Below are 16,714 nucleotides of genomic sequence, written 5' to 3'. Positions count from 1 at the left end.
ATGTAACGGGGCTCAAACCATACACCGAAGCTACGGGTATCACCTTCGGGTGATGCGGTAGAGGAGCGTTCTGTAAGCCTGTGAAGGTGAGTTGAGAAGCTTGCTGGAGGTATCAGAAGTGCGAATGCTGACATGAGTAACGACAATGGGTGTGAAAAACACCCACGCCGAAAGACCAAGGTTTCCTGCGCAACGTTAATCGACGCAGGGTTAGTCGGTCCCTAAGGCGAGGCTGAAAAGCGTAGTCGATGGAAAACAGGTTAATATTCCTGTACTTCTGGTTATTGCGATGGAGGGACGGAGAAGGCTAGGCCAGCTTGGCGTTGGTTGTCCAAGTTTAAGGTGGTAGGCTGAGATCTTAGGTAAATCCGGGATCTTAAGGCCGAGAGCTGATGACGAGTTACCCTTTGGGTGACGAAGTGGTTGATGCCATGCTTCCAAGAAAAGCTTCTAAGCTTCAGGTAACCAGGAACCGTACCCCAAACCGACACAGGTGGTTGGGTAGAGAATACCAAGGCGCTTGAGAGAACTCGGGTGAAGGAACTAGGCAAAATGGCACCGTAACTTCGGGAGAAGGTGCGCCGGTGAGGGTGAAGGACTTGCTCCGTAAGCTCATGCCGGTCGAAGATACCAGGCCGCTGCGACTGTTTATTAAAAACACAGCACTCTGCAAACACGAAAGTGGACGTATAGGGTGTGACGCCTGCCCGGTGCCGGAAGGTTAATTGATGGGGTTAGCTAACGCGAAGCTCTTGATCGAAGCCCCGGTAAACGGCGGCCGTAACTATAACGGTCCTAAGGTAGCGAAATTCCTTGTCGGGTAAGTTCCGACCTGCACGAATGGCGTAACGATGGCGGCGCTGTCTCCACCCGAGACTCAGTGAAATTGAAATCGCTGTGAAGATGCAGTGTATCCGCGGCTAGACGGAAAGACCCCGTGAACCTTTACTATAGCTTTGCACTGGACTTTGAATTTGCTTGTGTAGGATAGGTGGGAGGCTTTGAAGCGTGGACGCCAGTTCGCGTGGAGCCATCCTTGAAATACCACCCTGGCAACTTTGAGGTTCTAACTCAGGTCCGTTATCCGGATCGAGGACAGTGTATGGTGGGTAGTTTGACTGGGGCGGTCTCCTCCTAAAGAGTAACGGAGGAGTACGAAGGTGCGCTCAGACCGGTCGGAAATCGGTCGTAGAGTATAAAGGCAAAAGCGCGCTTGACTGCGAGACAGACACGTCGAGCAGGTACGAAAGTAGGTCTTAGTGATCCGGTGGTTCTGTATGGAAGGGCCATCGCTCAACGGATAAAAGGTACTCCGGGGATAACAGGCTGATACCGCCCAAGAGTTCATATCGACGGCGGTGTTTGGCACCTCGATGTCGGCTCATCACATCCTGGGGCTGAAGCCGGTCCCAAGGGTATGGCTGTTCGCCATTTAAAGTGGTACGCGAGCTGGGTTTAGAACGTCGTGAGACAGTTCGGTCCCTATCTGCCGTGGACGTTTGAGATTTGAGAGGGGCTGCTCCTAGTACGAGAGGACCGGAGTGGACGAACCTCTGGTGTTCCGGTTGTCACGCCAGTGGCATTGCCGGGTAGCTATGTTCGGGAAAGATAACCGCTGAAAGCATCTAAGCGGGAAACTTGCCTCAAGATGAGATCTCACTGGAACCTTGAGTTCCCTGAAGGGCCGTCGAAGACTACGACGTTGATAGGTTGGGTGTGTAAGCGCTGTGAGGCGTTGAGCTAACCAATACTAATTGCCCGTGAGGCTTGACCATATAACACCCAAGCAATTTGCGTCGAAGAGACCAGATTGCGGTGTGTGAAGACGAAACGAACCGAAAGTTCGATGCTCACAAGACACCGAAAACTATCACATAGCCAATTTGCTGAAGCGAGGCCATCTGGCCACGACTCAGTACCCGAATTTCTTGACGACCATAGAGCGTTGGAACCACCTGATCCCATCCCGAACTCAGCAGTGAAACGATGCATCGCCGATGGTAGTGTGGGGTTTCCCCATGTGAGAGTAGGTCATCGTCAAGATTAAATTCCGAAACCCCAATTGCGAAAGCAGTTGGGGTTTTGTTTTGCCCGCAGGAAAGTTCTTACAACGCATTGACCTACCCCAACCGTCGCGATAGCTGCCATTGGGGAAATTCCTTCTGAAGTGACCGGGCAGTTTTTGGTATGGTGCAGCTCGTTTTTTAACGGACTGATGTCATGCCCACGGATCGGCATTCATTTATGTCAAAGAGTTGCTGTAGAAATGCCTGAACCCATTCCGATCAAGGACCACGAAAAAGAGACGCGTCTGGTCAACAAACGGTTGATCGCCTGCGCCTTGTTCGTCTTCGCCATCAGCTGTGCTCTGGTAGTGAGGCTGTACATCCTGCAAGTGGTGGAATTCGACTACCACTCGACTATCTCCGAAAACAATCGCGTACACGTCTTGCCGATCCCGCCGACACGTGGCTTGATCTACGACCGCAATGGCGTGCTGCTCGCTGATAACCGTCCCAGTTTCAACCTGACCATCACCCGCGAACGCGCCACCGACGTCAATCAGGAACTGGACGAAGTGATCAATCTCCTGCACCTGCCTGCAGAAGATCGCACCGTCTTCGATAAAGCCATGAAGCAATCCCGCCACCCGTTCACGCCGGTGACGCTGTTCTATGAGCTGACGGAAGAGCAAATCGCCGTACTGGCCGTCAACGAGTTCCGCCTCCCGGGCCTTGATGTCGAGCCGCAGTTCGTCCGCCATTACCCGCTCGGCGCACATTTCGCCCACTCGATCGGTTATGTCGGCCGGATCAACGAAAAGGAGTCCAAAACCCTCGACTCGGTCGAATATCGCGGTACTCAATCCGTTGGCAAAACCGGCATCGAACGTTTCTATGAAGCGCAGCTACATGGTCACGTTGGTTACGAAGAAGTAGAAACAAACGCGCAAGGACGGGTACTGCGTGTGCTCAAACACACCGACCCGGTCCCGGGCCAGAACATCGTCCTGAGCCTCGACATCAAACTGCAGGAAGCTGCCGAGGCCGCCCTGGGTGATCGTCGTGGTTCAGTGGTAGCGCTTGATCCGTCGACCGGTGAAGTGTTGGCCATGGTCAGCAATCCGAGCTTCGACCCGAATCTGTTCGTTACTGGCATCAGCTCCAAGGAATACTCGGCACTGCGAGACTCGATCGACCGGCCGCTGTTCAATCGCGTACTGCGCGGGCTCTACGCGCCGGGCTCGACCATCAAGCCAGAGGTAGCCATCGCCGGCCTCGACGCCGGTGTCGTAACGCCGCAAACGCGCGTCTTCGACCCCGGTTATTACCAACTTCCGGACTTCGATCACAAGTACCGCAACTGGAACCACAGCGGCGACGGCTGGGTGGACATGGACGCGGCGATCATGCGTTCCAACGACACCTACTTCTATGACCTGGCTCACAAGCTTGGTATTGATCGTCTGCATGATTACATGGCGATGTTCGGCCTCGGCGAGAAGGTCTCGCTGGACATGTTTGAAGAGTCGCCCGGTTTGATGCCATCGCAAGCCTGGAAGCGCGCGACCCGTCGGCAAGCCTGGTTCCCGGGCGAAACGGTCATCCTCGGCATCGGCCAGGGCTACATGCAGGTCACGCCACTGCAACTGGCTCAGGCCACGGCATTGATTGCCAACAAAGGTGTATGGAACCGGCCGCACCTGGCCAAAACCGTCGATGGCGTCGCCCCGGTCGATGAGCATCCGATGCCGAACATCCTGCTCAAGGATCCGCGAGACTGGGAGCAGGTCAACCACGGCATGCAAATGGTGATGCACGATGCCCGAGGCATTGCCCGTGCGGCTGCGGCCGGTGCGCAATACCGTATCGCTGGCAAGAGTGGCACGGCGCAGGTGGTAGCGATCAAGCAGGGCGAACGCTATAACCGCGCGAAAACCCTCGAACGCCACCGCGATAACGCCTTGTTCGTTGGCTTCGCGCCGGCCGAGCATCCGAAGATTGCGATTTCGGTGATGATCGAAAACGGTGAGGCCGGCGGTCGTGTCGCCGGCCCTGTGGTGCGGCAGATCATGGACGCCTGGCTACTCGATCAGGACGGCCATCTCAAGCCGCAATACGCGGCGCCGACAAAAGCGCCTGGAGACCCGCACGTCTAACGGTTCGCAGCCCCGGCTCATGGTGGTTGAGCCGAGGCTGTGAGTTGTCCCGCAAAGCCTACTTGCAGCGGTAACCCTCGGGCATCGTGACGGTGTAGTTGCGCTGCACACGGTCCTCGAAGTTCAGGTTGTGCAAGCCTTGCTCCACCAGAAAGTCTTCGACCTTGGCGGACTGGCAGTCATCGTTATAGGACGAGGCGCGCAGCAGGTAGACCGTGCGCCTGCTGGCCTCATCCCGGGTAGTGGCAATGAAAGTACTGAGCGTGGTGTAGCCGGTTCGCTCCGAGGTACCTATCGGGCCATAGGTGGTGTTCGGTTTACTCGTGCACGTCAGCCGGTCGTCCTTTTTCTTGCTGGTCTTGCACACGGTAGAGGTGCTGGTCGGCACTTGCCCATACTCGGTGGCGGTGTAACGGTAAGTTACCTGTCGGCTGCCGACGTCGAGGCTGATGGTCATTTTTATCGGCGCGTGGTTCTTCGGCAAACTGGCGTCGGTATAGACCTCTTGGTAGCCCCTGTCTTTTAGCGCATTAACCATGTCCCGTAGGTAGTAGCGGGCATTAAGTGCGTTTTCGTCACTGCCACTCGCGGACGTCACGAGTACAGTCGCCTTTCGATCAAAATGATAGTCCGGATCAGGTGTGGCATTTAGCGCTACGTCCATTTGCGTGGCGCAGCCGCTGATCAACGCTGTCAGTAAAAACAGCGCGCAGAATAAAAACCGGGTCATGACAAAGCCGCCTTATAAACTAAGGATTGAATAAGAGTTAAACGGTGTGGACTGGCGACAATTAACTCGTGCGGATGCGCAAGGCTCAGTCTTTCTGGTATTCCAGCAGATCGCCTGGCTGGCAATCGAGTGCTGCACAGAGCTTGTCCAGTGTGGCCATTTTCACGCCCTTGACCTTGCCATTCTTCAGTAATGACAGATTGGCCTCGGTGATGCCCAGCAGACCGGCCAACTCTTTCGAGCGAATTTTTTGCGTGGCCATGACAACGTCAAGGCGGACGATAATGGTCATTGTATTGTTCTATATGTATTGGCTTTGCTCATCGCTGAGTACTTTTGCATCGCGCATGATAATTGAAAACAAACAGAGCAATACGCCTTTGACAATCTCGTAGGCAGAAGTGGAAGACAGCCCGATCGAGAATTGGAAAATGCGCTCCCCAGGTGGCAGATCAATAGACAGTGCCAAACCTTGCAAGGTCTCTATCAGCGGGTAGGTGGCCGGAGAAATGATGCACAGAATCCCCACTCGCCATAGCACCTTGATATTGCGTTCGGTCCAGGTTTCGCCGCGGGACAAGCGCAGAAAAAACAACCCGGTCAGCCAGAGCACGTAGGTCGAAAGCAGGACGGGCAGGAAATCCAGAACGACGAGCAGCGCAGTGACCAGTGGCGAGAGCCATGTGTCGGGAGCAAGCAGCGCACCTTCGACAAACGGGTCAAGCAATTGCGGCGAATTTTCGGCGAAGGCGTAGAGCAAAGCCGCGAGCATTTCATCCGTTTTGAAGAACCAGATCGAAGCGTTGCCACCGACCTCGGTCACCCCTAATACCCAGACAAGAATCGCAGCCAGTAGTCCGACCCAATGCATGCGCTGCAGTGCCAATCCGTTGTTACGAGTACTCATGAATAATCCTTGCGGTGTCATTGGGAATGACTAATTCTCGATGTTAAATTATCGAATTACAATAATAAATTGTTCTTGTTTTGTAAAGGAAGTCGCCGGCACCGGCACACCATACGGGACCTGTTCCTGAAGGACGGAAGCTGTTCCAAATCGTTGACCATCGAGCAAATCGATATCCGGATGGATGAGATACGCCAGATCGAGCCAATCTGGCGATACAGCGGAAGGAATTGTTGAGGCTATGGCAGGTGCTTGAGAAAAGTTTGCGCAGTGTGCGCGCGAGTGTGCATCGGACCGAGTGATATCGGCTGTTGGCGATAACGATAACCCGATCCACCTGGTGGAACCTCAAGCGCACTACAGTGGTTGCGTTAACCCCCATATTTGAAATGCGCTCCAATGTGAGAGTGAGCTTGCTCGCGAAGGATCCTCAAACCGCGGCAAAAAATCAGGCCCCCGGCACAGGACAACTCATGTCGCCTTCTTCACACTTCAAATACTGTTTCAGCGCCTCAACCCGCACCTTGGTCACCCCGGTCAGACAACTGCTGTAAACCCACGGATAAACGCTCCCGCCAGTAACTCCGGACGATGAAAACTTGCACTCGGCATCCCGAAATCCGAGCCACGCCCGCTGCGCACTGACCAACAGCTTCTTGCCATCCGGGTTGTCCTTCAATCGCCCGGTGATCTGCTGGTACACGGTGTTCAACTCCTTGTCCGCCGTTTTGAAGTCCTGCCCGGCGCACTGATTCATCGTCGCCTGGTCGCTGGCATTGGCGCAGTCGATGGCGGCATGGGCGAGGGGGCTGAACAGGAAGGGCGTGAGAGCCAGAAGCAGGCGTGGGGACATGGTCAAGTCTCGCTGTATCGAAGATAAGTGCCGAGCAGTGTAGCGGCTGCACCGCGCTTATTCAGGTGGGCGCATCCGGGAAGCCTCAAGCAATCGGTCGGCGGTCGCCGCAATCTCTTCACCGTCGTGCAGCTTTTCCAGCCAATGCGCAGGAATGCCTCGCACGCCGTAATAGGCGCCGGCCAACTGCCCGGTGATTGCGGCGGTGGTATCGGCATCATCGCCCAGGTTGGCCGCTCGCAAAATGGCCGCCTCGAAGCTATCCGTGTGGTGAAAGCACCACAACGCCGCTTCCAGTGACTGCACGCTGTAGCCATTGCCTTTTATGTCCGCCTCGGACAGACCGAGGTAATCACCACGCGCAATGGCGGCGACCTTGGGTTGCGAGAAGCTGGCGAATGGCAGTTGACGCAGTTCTGCTTTGCTCGCGCCTTCAAGCGCTCTGGCAATCAACCCGGCCAGCAATTGGCAGCATTCGATGGCTTCCGGTGCTGCGTGGGTGGTTCGCGAACTGTCGGTGGCAAAGCTCTGGATTTGCCGCGCGTCCGGAAAATAGAACAGCACCACCGGAGCCAAACGCATCAGTGAACCGTTGCCGGCGCTGTACGGGTCGGTAGAGCCAGCGAAGGGCTCAGCGGTTTGCTGATACTGCGCGAGCGCCTGACTGACGGTCATGCCGATATCGAAACACTCACCGGTCGAGCTGAGATAACCCCATTGCCACCAGTTGAGGTAGCGGCCCATCTGATCGGCAGCATTGAATCCATTCTTGTTCAGCAGGCTTTCGGCCAGACACAGGGCCATCGAGGTGTCATCGGTCCACTGCCCTGGCTTGAGGTGGAACGGGCCACCGCCGACCATATCGGTCAACGGTTGGAATGATCCCCGTGGTTTGAACTCAACCGTAGTACCGACAGCGTCGCCGCACGCCAGACCGAGCAGGGCACCGCGGTAACGTTCAGCGAGGGATGGCGGCATGACTCGTCCTTGTAGATTCAAATTCGCTGGAAAAGGTATCAGTTTCGTTGGGCGGAGGGGACCTGGATCCATCACGGCATCGGTCAAAAAGTGCAGCTTGATGTGTCCTTGCTGATGAATGACTGCACCGCTCTGATACAACTTCACATTGGACATGTGGTCATACAGGCCTAGTGTTCAGAACAGGAGGTGACGTATGAAACCAGTACCCAATAGTTTCGAACGCAAGATCACGCTCAAGGCGCCGCGTTCGCATGTCTGGCGTGCATTGGTCGATGCCGAGGCGTTTGGCCAGTGGTTTGGTGTGGCGCTGGAGGGGCGGCGGTTTATTGCCGGTGAATGGACGCAGGGGCAGGTTACGTATCCGGGTTATGAGCATGTGTTGTGGAATGTGCTGATCGAGCGGGTCGAGCCGCAGCAGTTGTTTTCGTTTCGCTGGCATCCGTATGCGGTCAATCCGAAGATCGACTATTCCCAGGAGCCGACCACGCTGGTCAGGTTCGAGTTGGAAGACTTCGAGAGCGGTACGTTGCTGAAAGTGTCCGAATCAGGCTTCGCGCACATTCCCGACATTCGCCAGAAAGAGGCATATCACATGGACAGCCGTGGCTGGGAGGAGCAGTTGAGCCGGCTCGAACAGTTTCTTGCCGAGAGCGCCAAGGCCCGCGAGCGTGACGGTGGCTGACATTTTCGAACCTTGGCTGAAGCGCGGGGCACTGGTGCCGGACGGCGCGCCGATCATCACGCTCGGCAGCCGTTTGTTGCCGGTACGCCTGAACGACACGCCGGCCATGCTCAAGGTGGCGCTGGAGGTCGATGAAAAGCACGGCAACCGGCTGATGGCCTGGTGGGACGGTGACGGTGCTGCGCAAGTACTGGCGCAGCACGAGGATGGCCTGCTGATGGAACGTGCCATGGGCCGGCGCTCGCTGATGCGTATGGCTGTGAGTGGCGAAGATGACGAGGCGAGCCGAATTCTCTGTTCCGCTCTGGCACGATTGCATGCACCGCGTGAAACGCCACCACCGCCGCTGGTGGAGTTGGGGCCATGGTTTGCTTCGCTGCGAATCGCGGCTGCGCAACACGGCGGCCTATACGCCCTGAGCCTGCGAACCGCCGAAGCCTTGCTAGCCGATCCACAGGATGTGGTGGTGCTGCACGGCGACATGCATCACGACAATGTTCTGGATTTCGAATCCCGTGGCTGGCTGGCAATCGATCCGAAGCGGGTCAGGGGCGAACGCGGCTTTGACTACGCCAACCTGATTTGTAACCCGGACTTGCCAACGGCCACGGATCCCGCGCGATTTCGCCGACAGCTGGAGGTGATTATCGAGGCGGCCGGGCTCGAACGCCGCAGGCTGTTGCAATGGGTGCTGGCGTTTGCCGGTTTGTCGGCGGCGTGGTTTCTGGAGGATGCCGCACTGGAACAGGCCTCAGGGCAGCTGAAAGTGGCGCAGATCGCGGCTTCCATACTCGATGCCTGACACGGCTAGGGGTTTTCGGAAGGGTTGCTATGGCGAATGTCTTACACGCGCTGGTAGCTTTTACGACTATTGGCGATTGGATCCACCGCGTAATCTACACACATCAACTGAGACACAGGGAGTGTTTCAGGATCACGGATGATCGACCATTTGCAAGGATCGCTGCCGACAGGGAGTCGATAATGGTCTTGGGAAAAACCCGCTTCGGCGGGTTTTTTTTCGCCTATGAAAAAGCGCATTGTTTTAACAGAAACACCGCCGAATGGCGGTGTTTCTGCATCAGCAGATCTTACGAGGCGATCAACTGGCGCAGGACGTAATGCAAAATCCCGCCCGATTTGAAGTACTCCACCTCATTCAACGTATCGATCCGGCACAGCACGTCGATTTTCTCCTGACGCCCGTCCTCGCGAGTGATCACCAACGGCAAATTCATCCGCGGTGTCAGCTCGACGCCCGTCAGCCCCTGAATCTCGAAGGTTTCCTTGCCGGTGAGGTTGAGGCTCTTGCGGTTCTGATCAAGCTTGAACTGCAGCGGCAACACACCCATGCCCACCAGGTTGGAACGGTGAATCCGCTCGAAGCTTTCCGCGATCACAGCTTTCACGCCCAGCAGATTAGTGCCCTTGGCCGCCCAGTCACGGCTGGAACCGGTGCCGTATTCCTGCCCGGCAATCACCACCAGCGGCGTGGCCGAAGCCTGGTACTTCATCGCCGCGTCATAGATCGCCAGTTTCTCGCCGGTCGGAATGTAGATCGTGTTGCCACCTTCCTCACCGCCGAGCATTTCATTGCGGATACGGATATTGGCGAAGGTGCCGCGCATCATCACTTCATGATTGCCACGACGTGAGCCGTAAGAGTTGAAATCCCGTGGTTCCACGCCTTTTTCGCGCAGATAACGCCCGGCCGGACTGTCAGTCTTGATGTTGCCAGCGGGGGAGATGTGGTCGGTGGTCACCGAATCGCCGAGCAGAGCCAGCACACGGGCACCTTTGACATCCTTGATTTGCGGCAACGGGCCGGAAATGTCGTCGAAGAACGGTGGATGCTGAATGTAGGTCGAATCGTCCTGCCACACATACGTCGCCGCTTGTGGCACCTCGATCGCCTGCCACTGCTCATCACCGGCGAACACTTCGGCGTATTCCTTGTGGAACATTGCCGTGCTGACCTGATTCACCGCATCGGCGATCTCTTTGCTGGTCGGCCAGATATCGCGCAGGTACACCGGATTGCCTTGCTGATCTTCGCCCAGCGGTTCGCTGCTGATGTCGCTGCGCACGCTGCCGGCCAAGGCATAGGCGACCACCAATGGCGGCGAGGCCAGCCAGTTGGTTTTCACCAGCGGATGCACGCGGCCTTCGAAGTTGCGGTTGCCGGAGAGCACCGAAGCGACGGTGAGATCGGCTTTCTGGATGGCTTTCTCGATCGGTTCCGGCAGCGGTCCGGAGTTGCCGATGCAGGTGGTGCAGCCATAACCCACCAGCGAAAATCCGAGCTGATCAAGATATTGCGTCAACCCCGCAGCCTTGTAGTAGTCGGTGACCACTTTCGAACCGGGTGCCAAAGAACTCTTCACCCACGGCTTGCGGGTCAGGCCTTTTTCCACGGCTTTTTTTGCCAGCAGGCCGGCGGCCATCATCACGCTCGGGTTGGAGGTGTTGGTGCAAGAGGTGATCGCGGCGATCACCACCGCGCCGTTTTTCAGGCGATAGGTGTGACCTTCGTACTCGTATTCGGTTTCGCCAACCAGATCGGCATTGCCCACCGCGACGCCACCACCGCCTTCGCTTTCCAGACGTCCTTCTTCTTTACTGGTGGGTTTGAATTGCAGGTCGATGAAGTCGCTGAAGGCTTGCGGCACATTCGGTAGCGATACGCGATCCTGCGGACGTTTCGGCCCGGCCAGACTCGCTTCGACGCTACCCATGTCCAATGCGAGGCTGTCGGTGAACACCGGTTCCTGACCGGGCAGACGCCACAGCCCTTGCGCCTTGGTATACGCTTCGACCAGTTTCACCACCTCCGGTGGCCGCCCGGACAGGCGCAGATATTCCAAAGTCACATCATCAACCGGGAAGAAACCGCACGTCGCGCCATATTCCGGGGCCATGTTGGCAATGGTCGCGCGGTCGGCGAGCGGTAAGTCGGCGAGGCCGTCACCATAGAATTCGACGAATTTGCCGACCACGCCTTTCTTGCGCAGCATCTGCGTCACCGTCAACACCAGATCGGTAGCGGTGATGCCTTCCTTCAGTTTGCCGGTAAGTTTGAAGCCGATCACTTCCGGAATCAGCATCGACACCGGTTGCCCGAGCATCGCCGCTTCGGCTTCGATCCCGCCGACACCCCAGCCGAGCACGCCGAGGCCGTTGATCATGGTGGTGTGCGAGTCGGTGCCGACCAGCGTGTCGGGGAACGCGTAAGTGCGGCCGTCTTCATCTTTCGTCCACACGGTGCGGCCGAGATATTCGAGGTTGACCTGGTGGCAGATACCGGTGCCCGGCGGCACCACGCTGAAGTTGTCGAAGGCGCTCTGGCCCCAACGCAGAAAGGCATAACGTTCGCCGTTGCGCTGCATTTCGATGTCGACGTTCTGCTCGAATGCGCTGGCGGTGGCGAACTTGTCGACCATTACCGAGTGGTCGATCACCAGATCCACCGGTGACAATGGATTGATTCGCTGCGGATCGCCGCCGGCCTTGGCCATCGCAGCACGCATGGCGGCGAGGTCGACCACGGCGGGCACGCCGGTAAAGTCTTGCATCAATACGCGGGCCGGGCGGTACTGGATTTCGCGGTCGGAGCGGCGCTCCTTGAGCCACGCGGCAAGCGCCTTGAGATCGGCGCCGGTGACCGTTTTTTCATCTTCCCAGCGCAGCAGGTTTTCCAGCAGGACTTTCAGCGACATCGGCAGCTTGTCGAGGTCGCCCAGGCTTTTGGCAGCATCCGGCAAGCTGAAATAGTGATAGGTCTTTTGGTCGATCTGCAGTGTTTTAAGGGTCTTCAGACTATCGAGGGACGGCATTACGATCACTCCTTTGAATCCGCACGGCTACGGATTGAGGGGACGGGGCAGAGCTATCAACGTAGCCCTGTTTTCATTAGCTGGCTAATAACTGGACTCTATGGGCAAGTCCAAGGTTCCGACATCGGCTATCATGCGCCGGTTTTCGTGACAGGCTTTGCTGCAACGCAAGGCCTGAGCATCGCGCAGCGGCCGAATGATCGCCCGCTGCCCAGGAGTAAGAATGAACACCCTATTCATGCATTGCCGGCCAGGCTTCGAAGGCGAAGTCTGTTCGGAGATTTCCGACCTCGCCGCTCAACTCAATGTGGCCGGCTACGCCAAGGCCAAAGCGACCACCGCGTACGCCGAGTTTGTCTGCACCGAAGAAGACGGCGCCGAGCGCCTGATGCGCGGCCAGCGTTTCGCCGATCTGATCTTCCCGCGCCAATGGGCGCGCGGTGTATTTATCGATCTGCCGGAAACCGACCGCATCAGCGTGATTCTCGCGCACATGGCTGATTTCCCGGTGTGCGGCAGCCTGTGGCTGGAGGTCGTCGACACCAATGACGGCAAGGAATTGTCGAACTTCTGCAAGAAATTCGAAGGCCCGCTGCGCAAGGCGCTGACCGGCGCCGGCAAACTGGTGGAGGACGCCAGCAAGCCGCGTCTGCTGCTGACCTTCAAGAGCGGTCGCGAAGTGTTTCTGGGTATGGCCGATGCCGGTAATTCGGCCATGTGGCCGATGGGCATTCCGCGTCTGAAGTTCCCGCGCGAGGCGCCGAGCCGTTCGACCTTGAAGCTGGAAGAGGCGTGGCATCACTTTATCCCGCGTGATCAGTGGGAAGATCGCCTGCACAGCGATATGACCGGCGTCGACCTCGGCGCCGCGCCGGGCGGCTGGACCTGGCAACTGGTCAACCGTGGGATGCTGGTGACCGCGATCGATAACGGCCCGATGGCTGAAAGCCTGATGGACACCGGTCTGGTTCAGCATTTGATGGCCGACGGTTTTACTTTCAAGCCCAAGCAACCGGTGGACTGGATGGTCTGCGACATCGTCGAGAAACCGGCGCGCAACGCGGCGATGCTGGAAGAGTGGATCGGTGAGGGGCATTGCCGCGAGGCGGTGGTCAATCTGAAGTTGCCGATGAAGCAGCGATATGCCGAGGTGAAGCGTTTGCTCGAACGCATTGCCGATGGTTTCAAGGCACGCGGGATCAAGGTCGATATCGGCTGCAAGCAGCTGTATCACGATCGTGAGGAAGTGACCTGCCACCTGCGCCGCCACGACACCAAGAAAGCCAAATCCCGCTGATATAACACATAACCTGTGGGAGCGAGCTTGCTCGCGAAGGCGCCGTATCAGTCACCTCCATGCAGAATGACACACCGCTTTCGCGAGCAAGCTCGCTCCCACAGGGGTTAGACGATTCCCCCGGCAATGCGCGACAATGCCGGCCAGTTTCAGGAGTGAATCATGAGTGAAATGATCGATACCCCGGTCGACGGCACCCTCGACGCCACCGGCCTCAATTGCCCGGAACCGGTGATGATGCTGCACCAGCACATCCGTGATCTGGTGCCCGGCGGCCTGCTCAAGGTGATCGCCACCGACCCGTCGACCAAACGCGATATCCCCAAATTCTGCGTGTTTCTCGACCATGAACTGGTGAGCCAGCACGAAGAGGCCGGTACTTATCTGTACTGGATTCGCAAGAAAGACACCTGAACCCCAGGCGAACGCAAAACCAAATGTGGGAGCGAGCCTGCTCGCGAAAGCGGTATCTCAGTCACTATTGATGGCGACTGATACACCGCATTCGCGAGCAGGCTCGCTCCCACATTTTTTGTCTGGCGTAACGGATTTAACCCGCCGAACGACTGATCCGAATACGCTTGCGCGCGCTACGCGTCAGGCGAATCGACAGCATCAGCGCCGCGCAACTCAGGCCAACGATCAAACCCTGCCACAAGCCGCTCGGGCCGCGTGGCTCGCCGAGCCAGTCGGTCAGGCCGAGGGCGTAACCCACCGGCAAACCAATCCCCCAATAGGCGAACAGGGTCAGGATCATCGTCACCCGCGTGTCCTGATAACCGCGCAGTGCGCCGGCAGCGGTCACCTGGATCGCGTCGGAAAACTGGAACAGCGCCGAATACACAATCAGCATCGCCGCGATGTGAATCACTGTCGGGTCAGCGGTGTAGATCGCCGCAATCGGCTCGCGCAGCAACAGCATCATGCTCGCCGACAGGCAGGCGTAAGCCAGCGCGGTGCCCATACCGACGCCGGCGGCGAAACGCGCTTCACGCGGCTCTTCGCGGCCCAGTGCCTGACCGACGCGCACGGTAACGGCCATGCCCAGCGAGTACGGAATCATGAACACCAGGGAGCTGACGTTGAGCGCAATCTGATGCCCGGCCACCACGGTCGCGCCGAGGCTACCGATCAGCAGGGCGATCACCGCGAAGATGCTCGACTCGGCAAACACCGCGATGCCAATCGGCAAGCCGATCGCCAGCAGACGCTTGATCACCGCCCATTGCGGCCAGTCGAAACGGTTGAAAATTTCGCTCGAACGATAGGCCGGCGCCCAGCGCTCATACCCGGCCAGACCCAGCGCCATGACCCACATCACGATGGCCGTGGCCCATCCGCAGCCGACTCCGCCCATCGCCGGCACACCGAAGTGGCCATAGATGAAGATGTAGTTCAGCGGAATGTTCAGCGCCAGACCGCACAGGCCCAGCACCATTGCCGGACGGGTTCGACCGATGCCGTCACTGGTGCAGCGCAGCACGTGATAGAACGCCACCGCCGGCAGACCGCTGGCGATGCCGTGCAGGTATTGCATGCACGGGCCGATCAGCTCGGGATCGACCTTCATCAGGTGCAGCACCGGCTCGGCGGCCACCAGCATCGCCGTCGCGATCAGCCCGACCACCAGCGCCAGCCACAACGCCTGACGTACAAGCGGGCCGATTTCGCTGTGGGTGCCAGCGCCAAAGCGCTGAGCGACTTTTGGCGTCGTTGCCAGCAGGGTGCCGGTCATCAGCAGAAACACCGGCACCCAGATCGAGTTGCCCAGCGCCACCGCTGCCAGATCCTTCGGCCCGACGCGGCCGGCCATCACCGCATCGACGAAGCCCATGGCTGTGGTCGCCAGTTGCGCGATGATGATCGGCAACGCCAGGGCGAGCAGGTTCTTGAACTCCAGGCGAATCCGCGCGGGGCGGGTCAGGGACACAGCGACAGGTTGATCAGTTACAGAATTCACGGGCAAAACGTCCACAGGTGTTGATGCGCAAGGCGCCGCATTCTACGCCGCTGACGCCTTGGTCAGGAAAAATCCTCTGTTGCGGATTTGTAAGCGCAAAGCCTGCTGGCCCGGCGACCGATCTGCACCTAAACTGCCGATCCGCCAAAGGAGCCCGCCATGCTGATTGTTGCCGACGAAAATATCCCGCTGCTTGATGCCTTTTTTGCCGGTTTCGGCGAGATCCGCCGGGTGCTGGGCCGTTCCATCGACCGTGCGACGGTCGAGGAGGCCGACGTGTTGCTCGTGCGCTCGGTGACCAACGTCAACCGCGCGTTGCTTGAGGGCAGCAAGGTGCGCTTTGTCGGCACCTGCACCATCGGCACCGATCATCTGGATCTCGACTATTTCAATGAGGCCGGCATCACCTGGTCGAGTGCACCCGGCTGCAATGCCCGTGGTGTGGTCGATTATGTGCTGGGCAGTCTGATGACCCTCGCCGAAATCGAAGGCGTCGATCTGACTCAGCGGACTTACGGTGTCGTCGGTGCCGGTGAGGTTGGGGGGCGGCTGATCAAGGTCCTCAAGGGCCTGGGCTGGAACGTCAAAGTCTGTGATCCGCCACGTCAGGCTGCCGAGGGTGGCGACTACGTGAGCCTGGAGCAAATCATCGAGCAGTGCGACGTGATCAGTCTGCACACGCCGCTGACGCGCAGCGGTGACGGCGCGACTTGGCATCTGTTCGATCAGCAGCGTTTGCAGCAACTCAAACCCGGCGCATGGCTGATCAACGCGGCGCGTGGTCCGGTGGTGGATAACGCCGCGCTGCGTGAAGTGCTGCTGGAGCGTGAAGACCTGCAAGCGGTGCTTGATGTCTGGGAAGCCGAACCCGAAGTCGATGTCGCGCTGGCTGATCTTTGCGTGTTGGCCACCCCGCACATTGCCGGTTACAGCCTCGATGGCAAACAGCGCGGAACGGCGCAGATCTATCAGGCCTATTGCGAATTCATCGCTCAGCCGGCGAGCATCCAGCTCAATGACTTGCTGCCGGCGCCGTGGTTGTCGCAAGTGACTCTGCACGCCGATAGCGATCCGGCCTGGGCGCTGGCGATGTTGTGCCGTGGCGTGTACGACCCGCGCCACGATGACGCGGATTTTCGCCGCAGCCTTGTAGGCAATGTCGGCGAGCAGCGTGCGGCGTTCGATATGTTGCGCAAGCAGTATCCGGTGCGGCGTGAGATTGAAGGGCTGAAGGTGCGGATTGAAGGGGAATCGCCGGTGTTGGCGAGGATTGTGGCGGCGCTGGGGGCGGTGGCCGTCTAGACACCGAGTC

Annotated in this window: 13 protein-coding genes and 2 rRNA genes (1 of these 15 running past the window's edge); 8 read left to right on the top strand and 7 right to left on the bottom strand. The window is 58.2% G+C overall.

What is annotated here, in order from left to right; translation table 11 throughout:
• The 3 genes from ACZZ0G_RS02385 to mrdA form a co-directional block, all read left to right on the top strand.
• Window positions 1-1,775: ribosomal RNA gene (locus ACZZ0G_RS02385) — 23S ribosomal RNA — on the top strand; it begins 1,119 nt to the left of the window's first position.
• A 152-nt stretch (window positions 1,776-1,927) separates the two neighbouring features.
• Window positions 1,928-2,043 (top strand): 5S ribosomal RNA (gene rrf, locus ACZZ0G_RS02380).
• Window positions 2,044-2,266: 223 nt separating this feature from the next.
• Window positions 2,267-4,159, top strand: a complete 1,893-nt coding sequence (mrdA, locus tag ACZZ0G_RS02375; protein WP_463555172.1) for a penicillin-binding protein 2 — start codon at window positions 2,267-2,269, stop codon at window positions 4,157-4,159.
• A 58-nt stretch (window positions 4,160-4,217) separates the two neighbouring features.
• Here the strand turns inward: mrdA and ACZZ0G_RS02370 are convergent, their stop codons facing one another.
• The 5 genes from ACZZ0G_RS02370 to ACZZ0G_RS02350 all read right to left on the bottom strand — a co-directional run bounded on the left by ACZZ0G_RS02370 (window position 4,218) and on the right by ACZZ0G_RS02350 (window position 7,627).
• On the bottom strand, window positions 4,218-4,889 hold the full coding sequence (locus ACZZ0G_RS02370) for a hypothetical protein (protein WP_463555171.1): 672 nt from the start codon (window positions 4,887-4,889) through the stop codon (window positions 4,218-4,220).
• Window positions 4,890-4,974: 85 nt separating this feature from the next.
• Window positions 4,975-5,181, bottom strand: a complete 207-nt coding sequence (locus tag ACZZ0G_RS02365; protein ID WP_463555170.1) for a helix-turn-helix domain-containing protein — start codon at window positions 5,179-5,181, stop codon at window positions 4,975-4,977.
• A gap of 9 nt (window positions 5,182-5,190) precedes the next feature.
• Window positions 5,191-5,796 carry a hypothetical protein gene (locus ACZZ0G_RS02360; RefSeq protein ID WP_463555169.1) on the bottom strand — a complete coding sequence of 202 codons (606 nt, stop codon included), beginning with the start codon at window positions 5,794-5,796 and terminating at the stop codon, window positions 5,191-5,193.
• Between the two features lie 448 nt (window positions 5,797-6,244).
• A complete protein-coding gene (locus tag ACZZ0G_RS02355; protein WP_463555168.1) occupies window positions 6,245-6,649 on the bottom strand; it encodes a lysozyme inhibitor LprI family protein in 405 nt (134 codons plus the stop codon).
• Window positions 6,650-6,706: 57 nt separating this feature from the next.
• Entirely contained in the window at window positions 6,707-7,627 is a 921-nt protein-coding gene (locus ACZZ0G_RS02350) for an ADP-ribosylglycohydrolase family protein (protein WP_463555167.1), read from the bottom strand.
• Between the two features lie 196 nt (window positions 7,628-7,823).
• Here ACZZ0G_RS02350 and ACZZ0G_RS02345 point away from each other — a divergent pair, with 196 nt between their 5' ends.
• Both ACZZ0G_RS02345 and ACZZ0G_RS02340 read left to right on the top strand, forming a co-directional pair.
• Window positions 7,824-8,312 carry an SRPBCC family protein gene (locus ACZZ0G_RS02345; RefSeq protein ID WP_463555166.1) on the top strand — a complete coding sequence of 163 codons (489 nt, stop codon included), beginning with the start codon at window positions 7,824-7,826 and terminating at the stop codon, window positions 8,310-8,312.
• The gene (locus ACZZ0G_RS02340) at window positions 8,299-9,114 is read left to right on the top strand and encodes an aminoglycoside phosphotransferase family protein (RefSeq protein ID WP_463555165.1); all 816 of its coding nucleotides are present in this window, start codon (window positions 8,299-8,301) and stop codon (window positions 9,112-9,114) included. Before ACZZ0G_RS02345 ends, ACZZ0G_RS02340 begins: the two co-directional genes overlap by 14 nt.
• 289 nt (window positions 9,115-9,403) lie before the next feature.
• Here ACZZ0G_RS02340 and acnA read toward each other — a convergent pair whose 3' ends face one another.
• The gene (acnA, locus tag ACZZ0G_RS02335; RefSeq protein ID WP_463555164.1) at window positions 9,404-12,145 is read right to left on the bottom strand and encodes an aconitate hydratase AcnA; all 2,742 of its coding nucleotides are present in this window, start codon (window positions 12,143-12,145) and stop codon (window positions 9,404-9,406) included.
• 223 nt (window positions 12,146-12,368) lie between these two features.
• On the opposite strand from acnA, the gene rlmM reads away from it, so the two are divergent.
• Together rlmM and tusA are read left to right on the top strand one after the other, a co-directional pair.
• Entirely contained in the window at window positions 12,369-13,442 is a 1,074-nt protein-coding gene (gene rlmM / locus ACZZ0G_RS02330) for a 23S rRNA (cytidine(2498)-2'-O)-methyltransferase RlmM (protein ID WP_463555163.1), read from the top strand.
• Between the two features lie 162 nt (window positions 13,443-13,604).
• Window positions 13,605-13,856: a sulfurtransferase TusA gene (gene tusA, locus ACZZ0G_RS02325; protein WP_463555162.1), complete on the top strand. Its 252-nt coding sequence runs from the start codon at window positions 13,605-13,607 to the stop codon at window positions 13,854-13,856.
• 136 nt (window positions 13,857-13,992) lie between these two features.
• Here the strand turns inward: tusA and ACZZ0G_RS02320 are convergent, their stop codons facing one another.
• Window positions 13,993-15,402 (bottom strand): MATE family efflux transporter, encoded by a 1,410-nt coding sequence (locus ACZZ0G_RS02320; protein WP_463555161.1) that lies wholly within the window; start codon window positions 15,400-15,402, stop codon window positions 13,993-13,995.
• A gap of 159 nt (window positions 15,403-15,561) precedes the next feature.
• Here ACZZ0G_RS02320 and pdxB point away from each other — a divergent pair, with 159 nt between their 5' ends.
• Window positions 15,562-16,704 (top strand): 4-phosphoerythronate dehydrogenase PdxB, encoded by a 1,143-nt coding sequence (gene pdxB / locus ACZZ0G_RS02315; protein ID WP_463555160.1) that lies wholly within the window; start codon window positions 15,562-15,564, stop codon window positions 16,702-16,704.
• Window positions 16,705-16,714 lie beyond the last annotated feature (10 nt).

This window comes from Pseudomonas sp. AC169, from assembly GCF_979258515.1.
The sequence above is the reverse complement of the archived record's forward strand: the minus strand, read 5'-3'. Positions and strand labels throughout refer to the sequence as shown.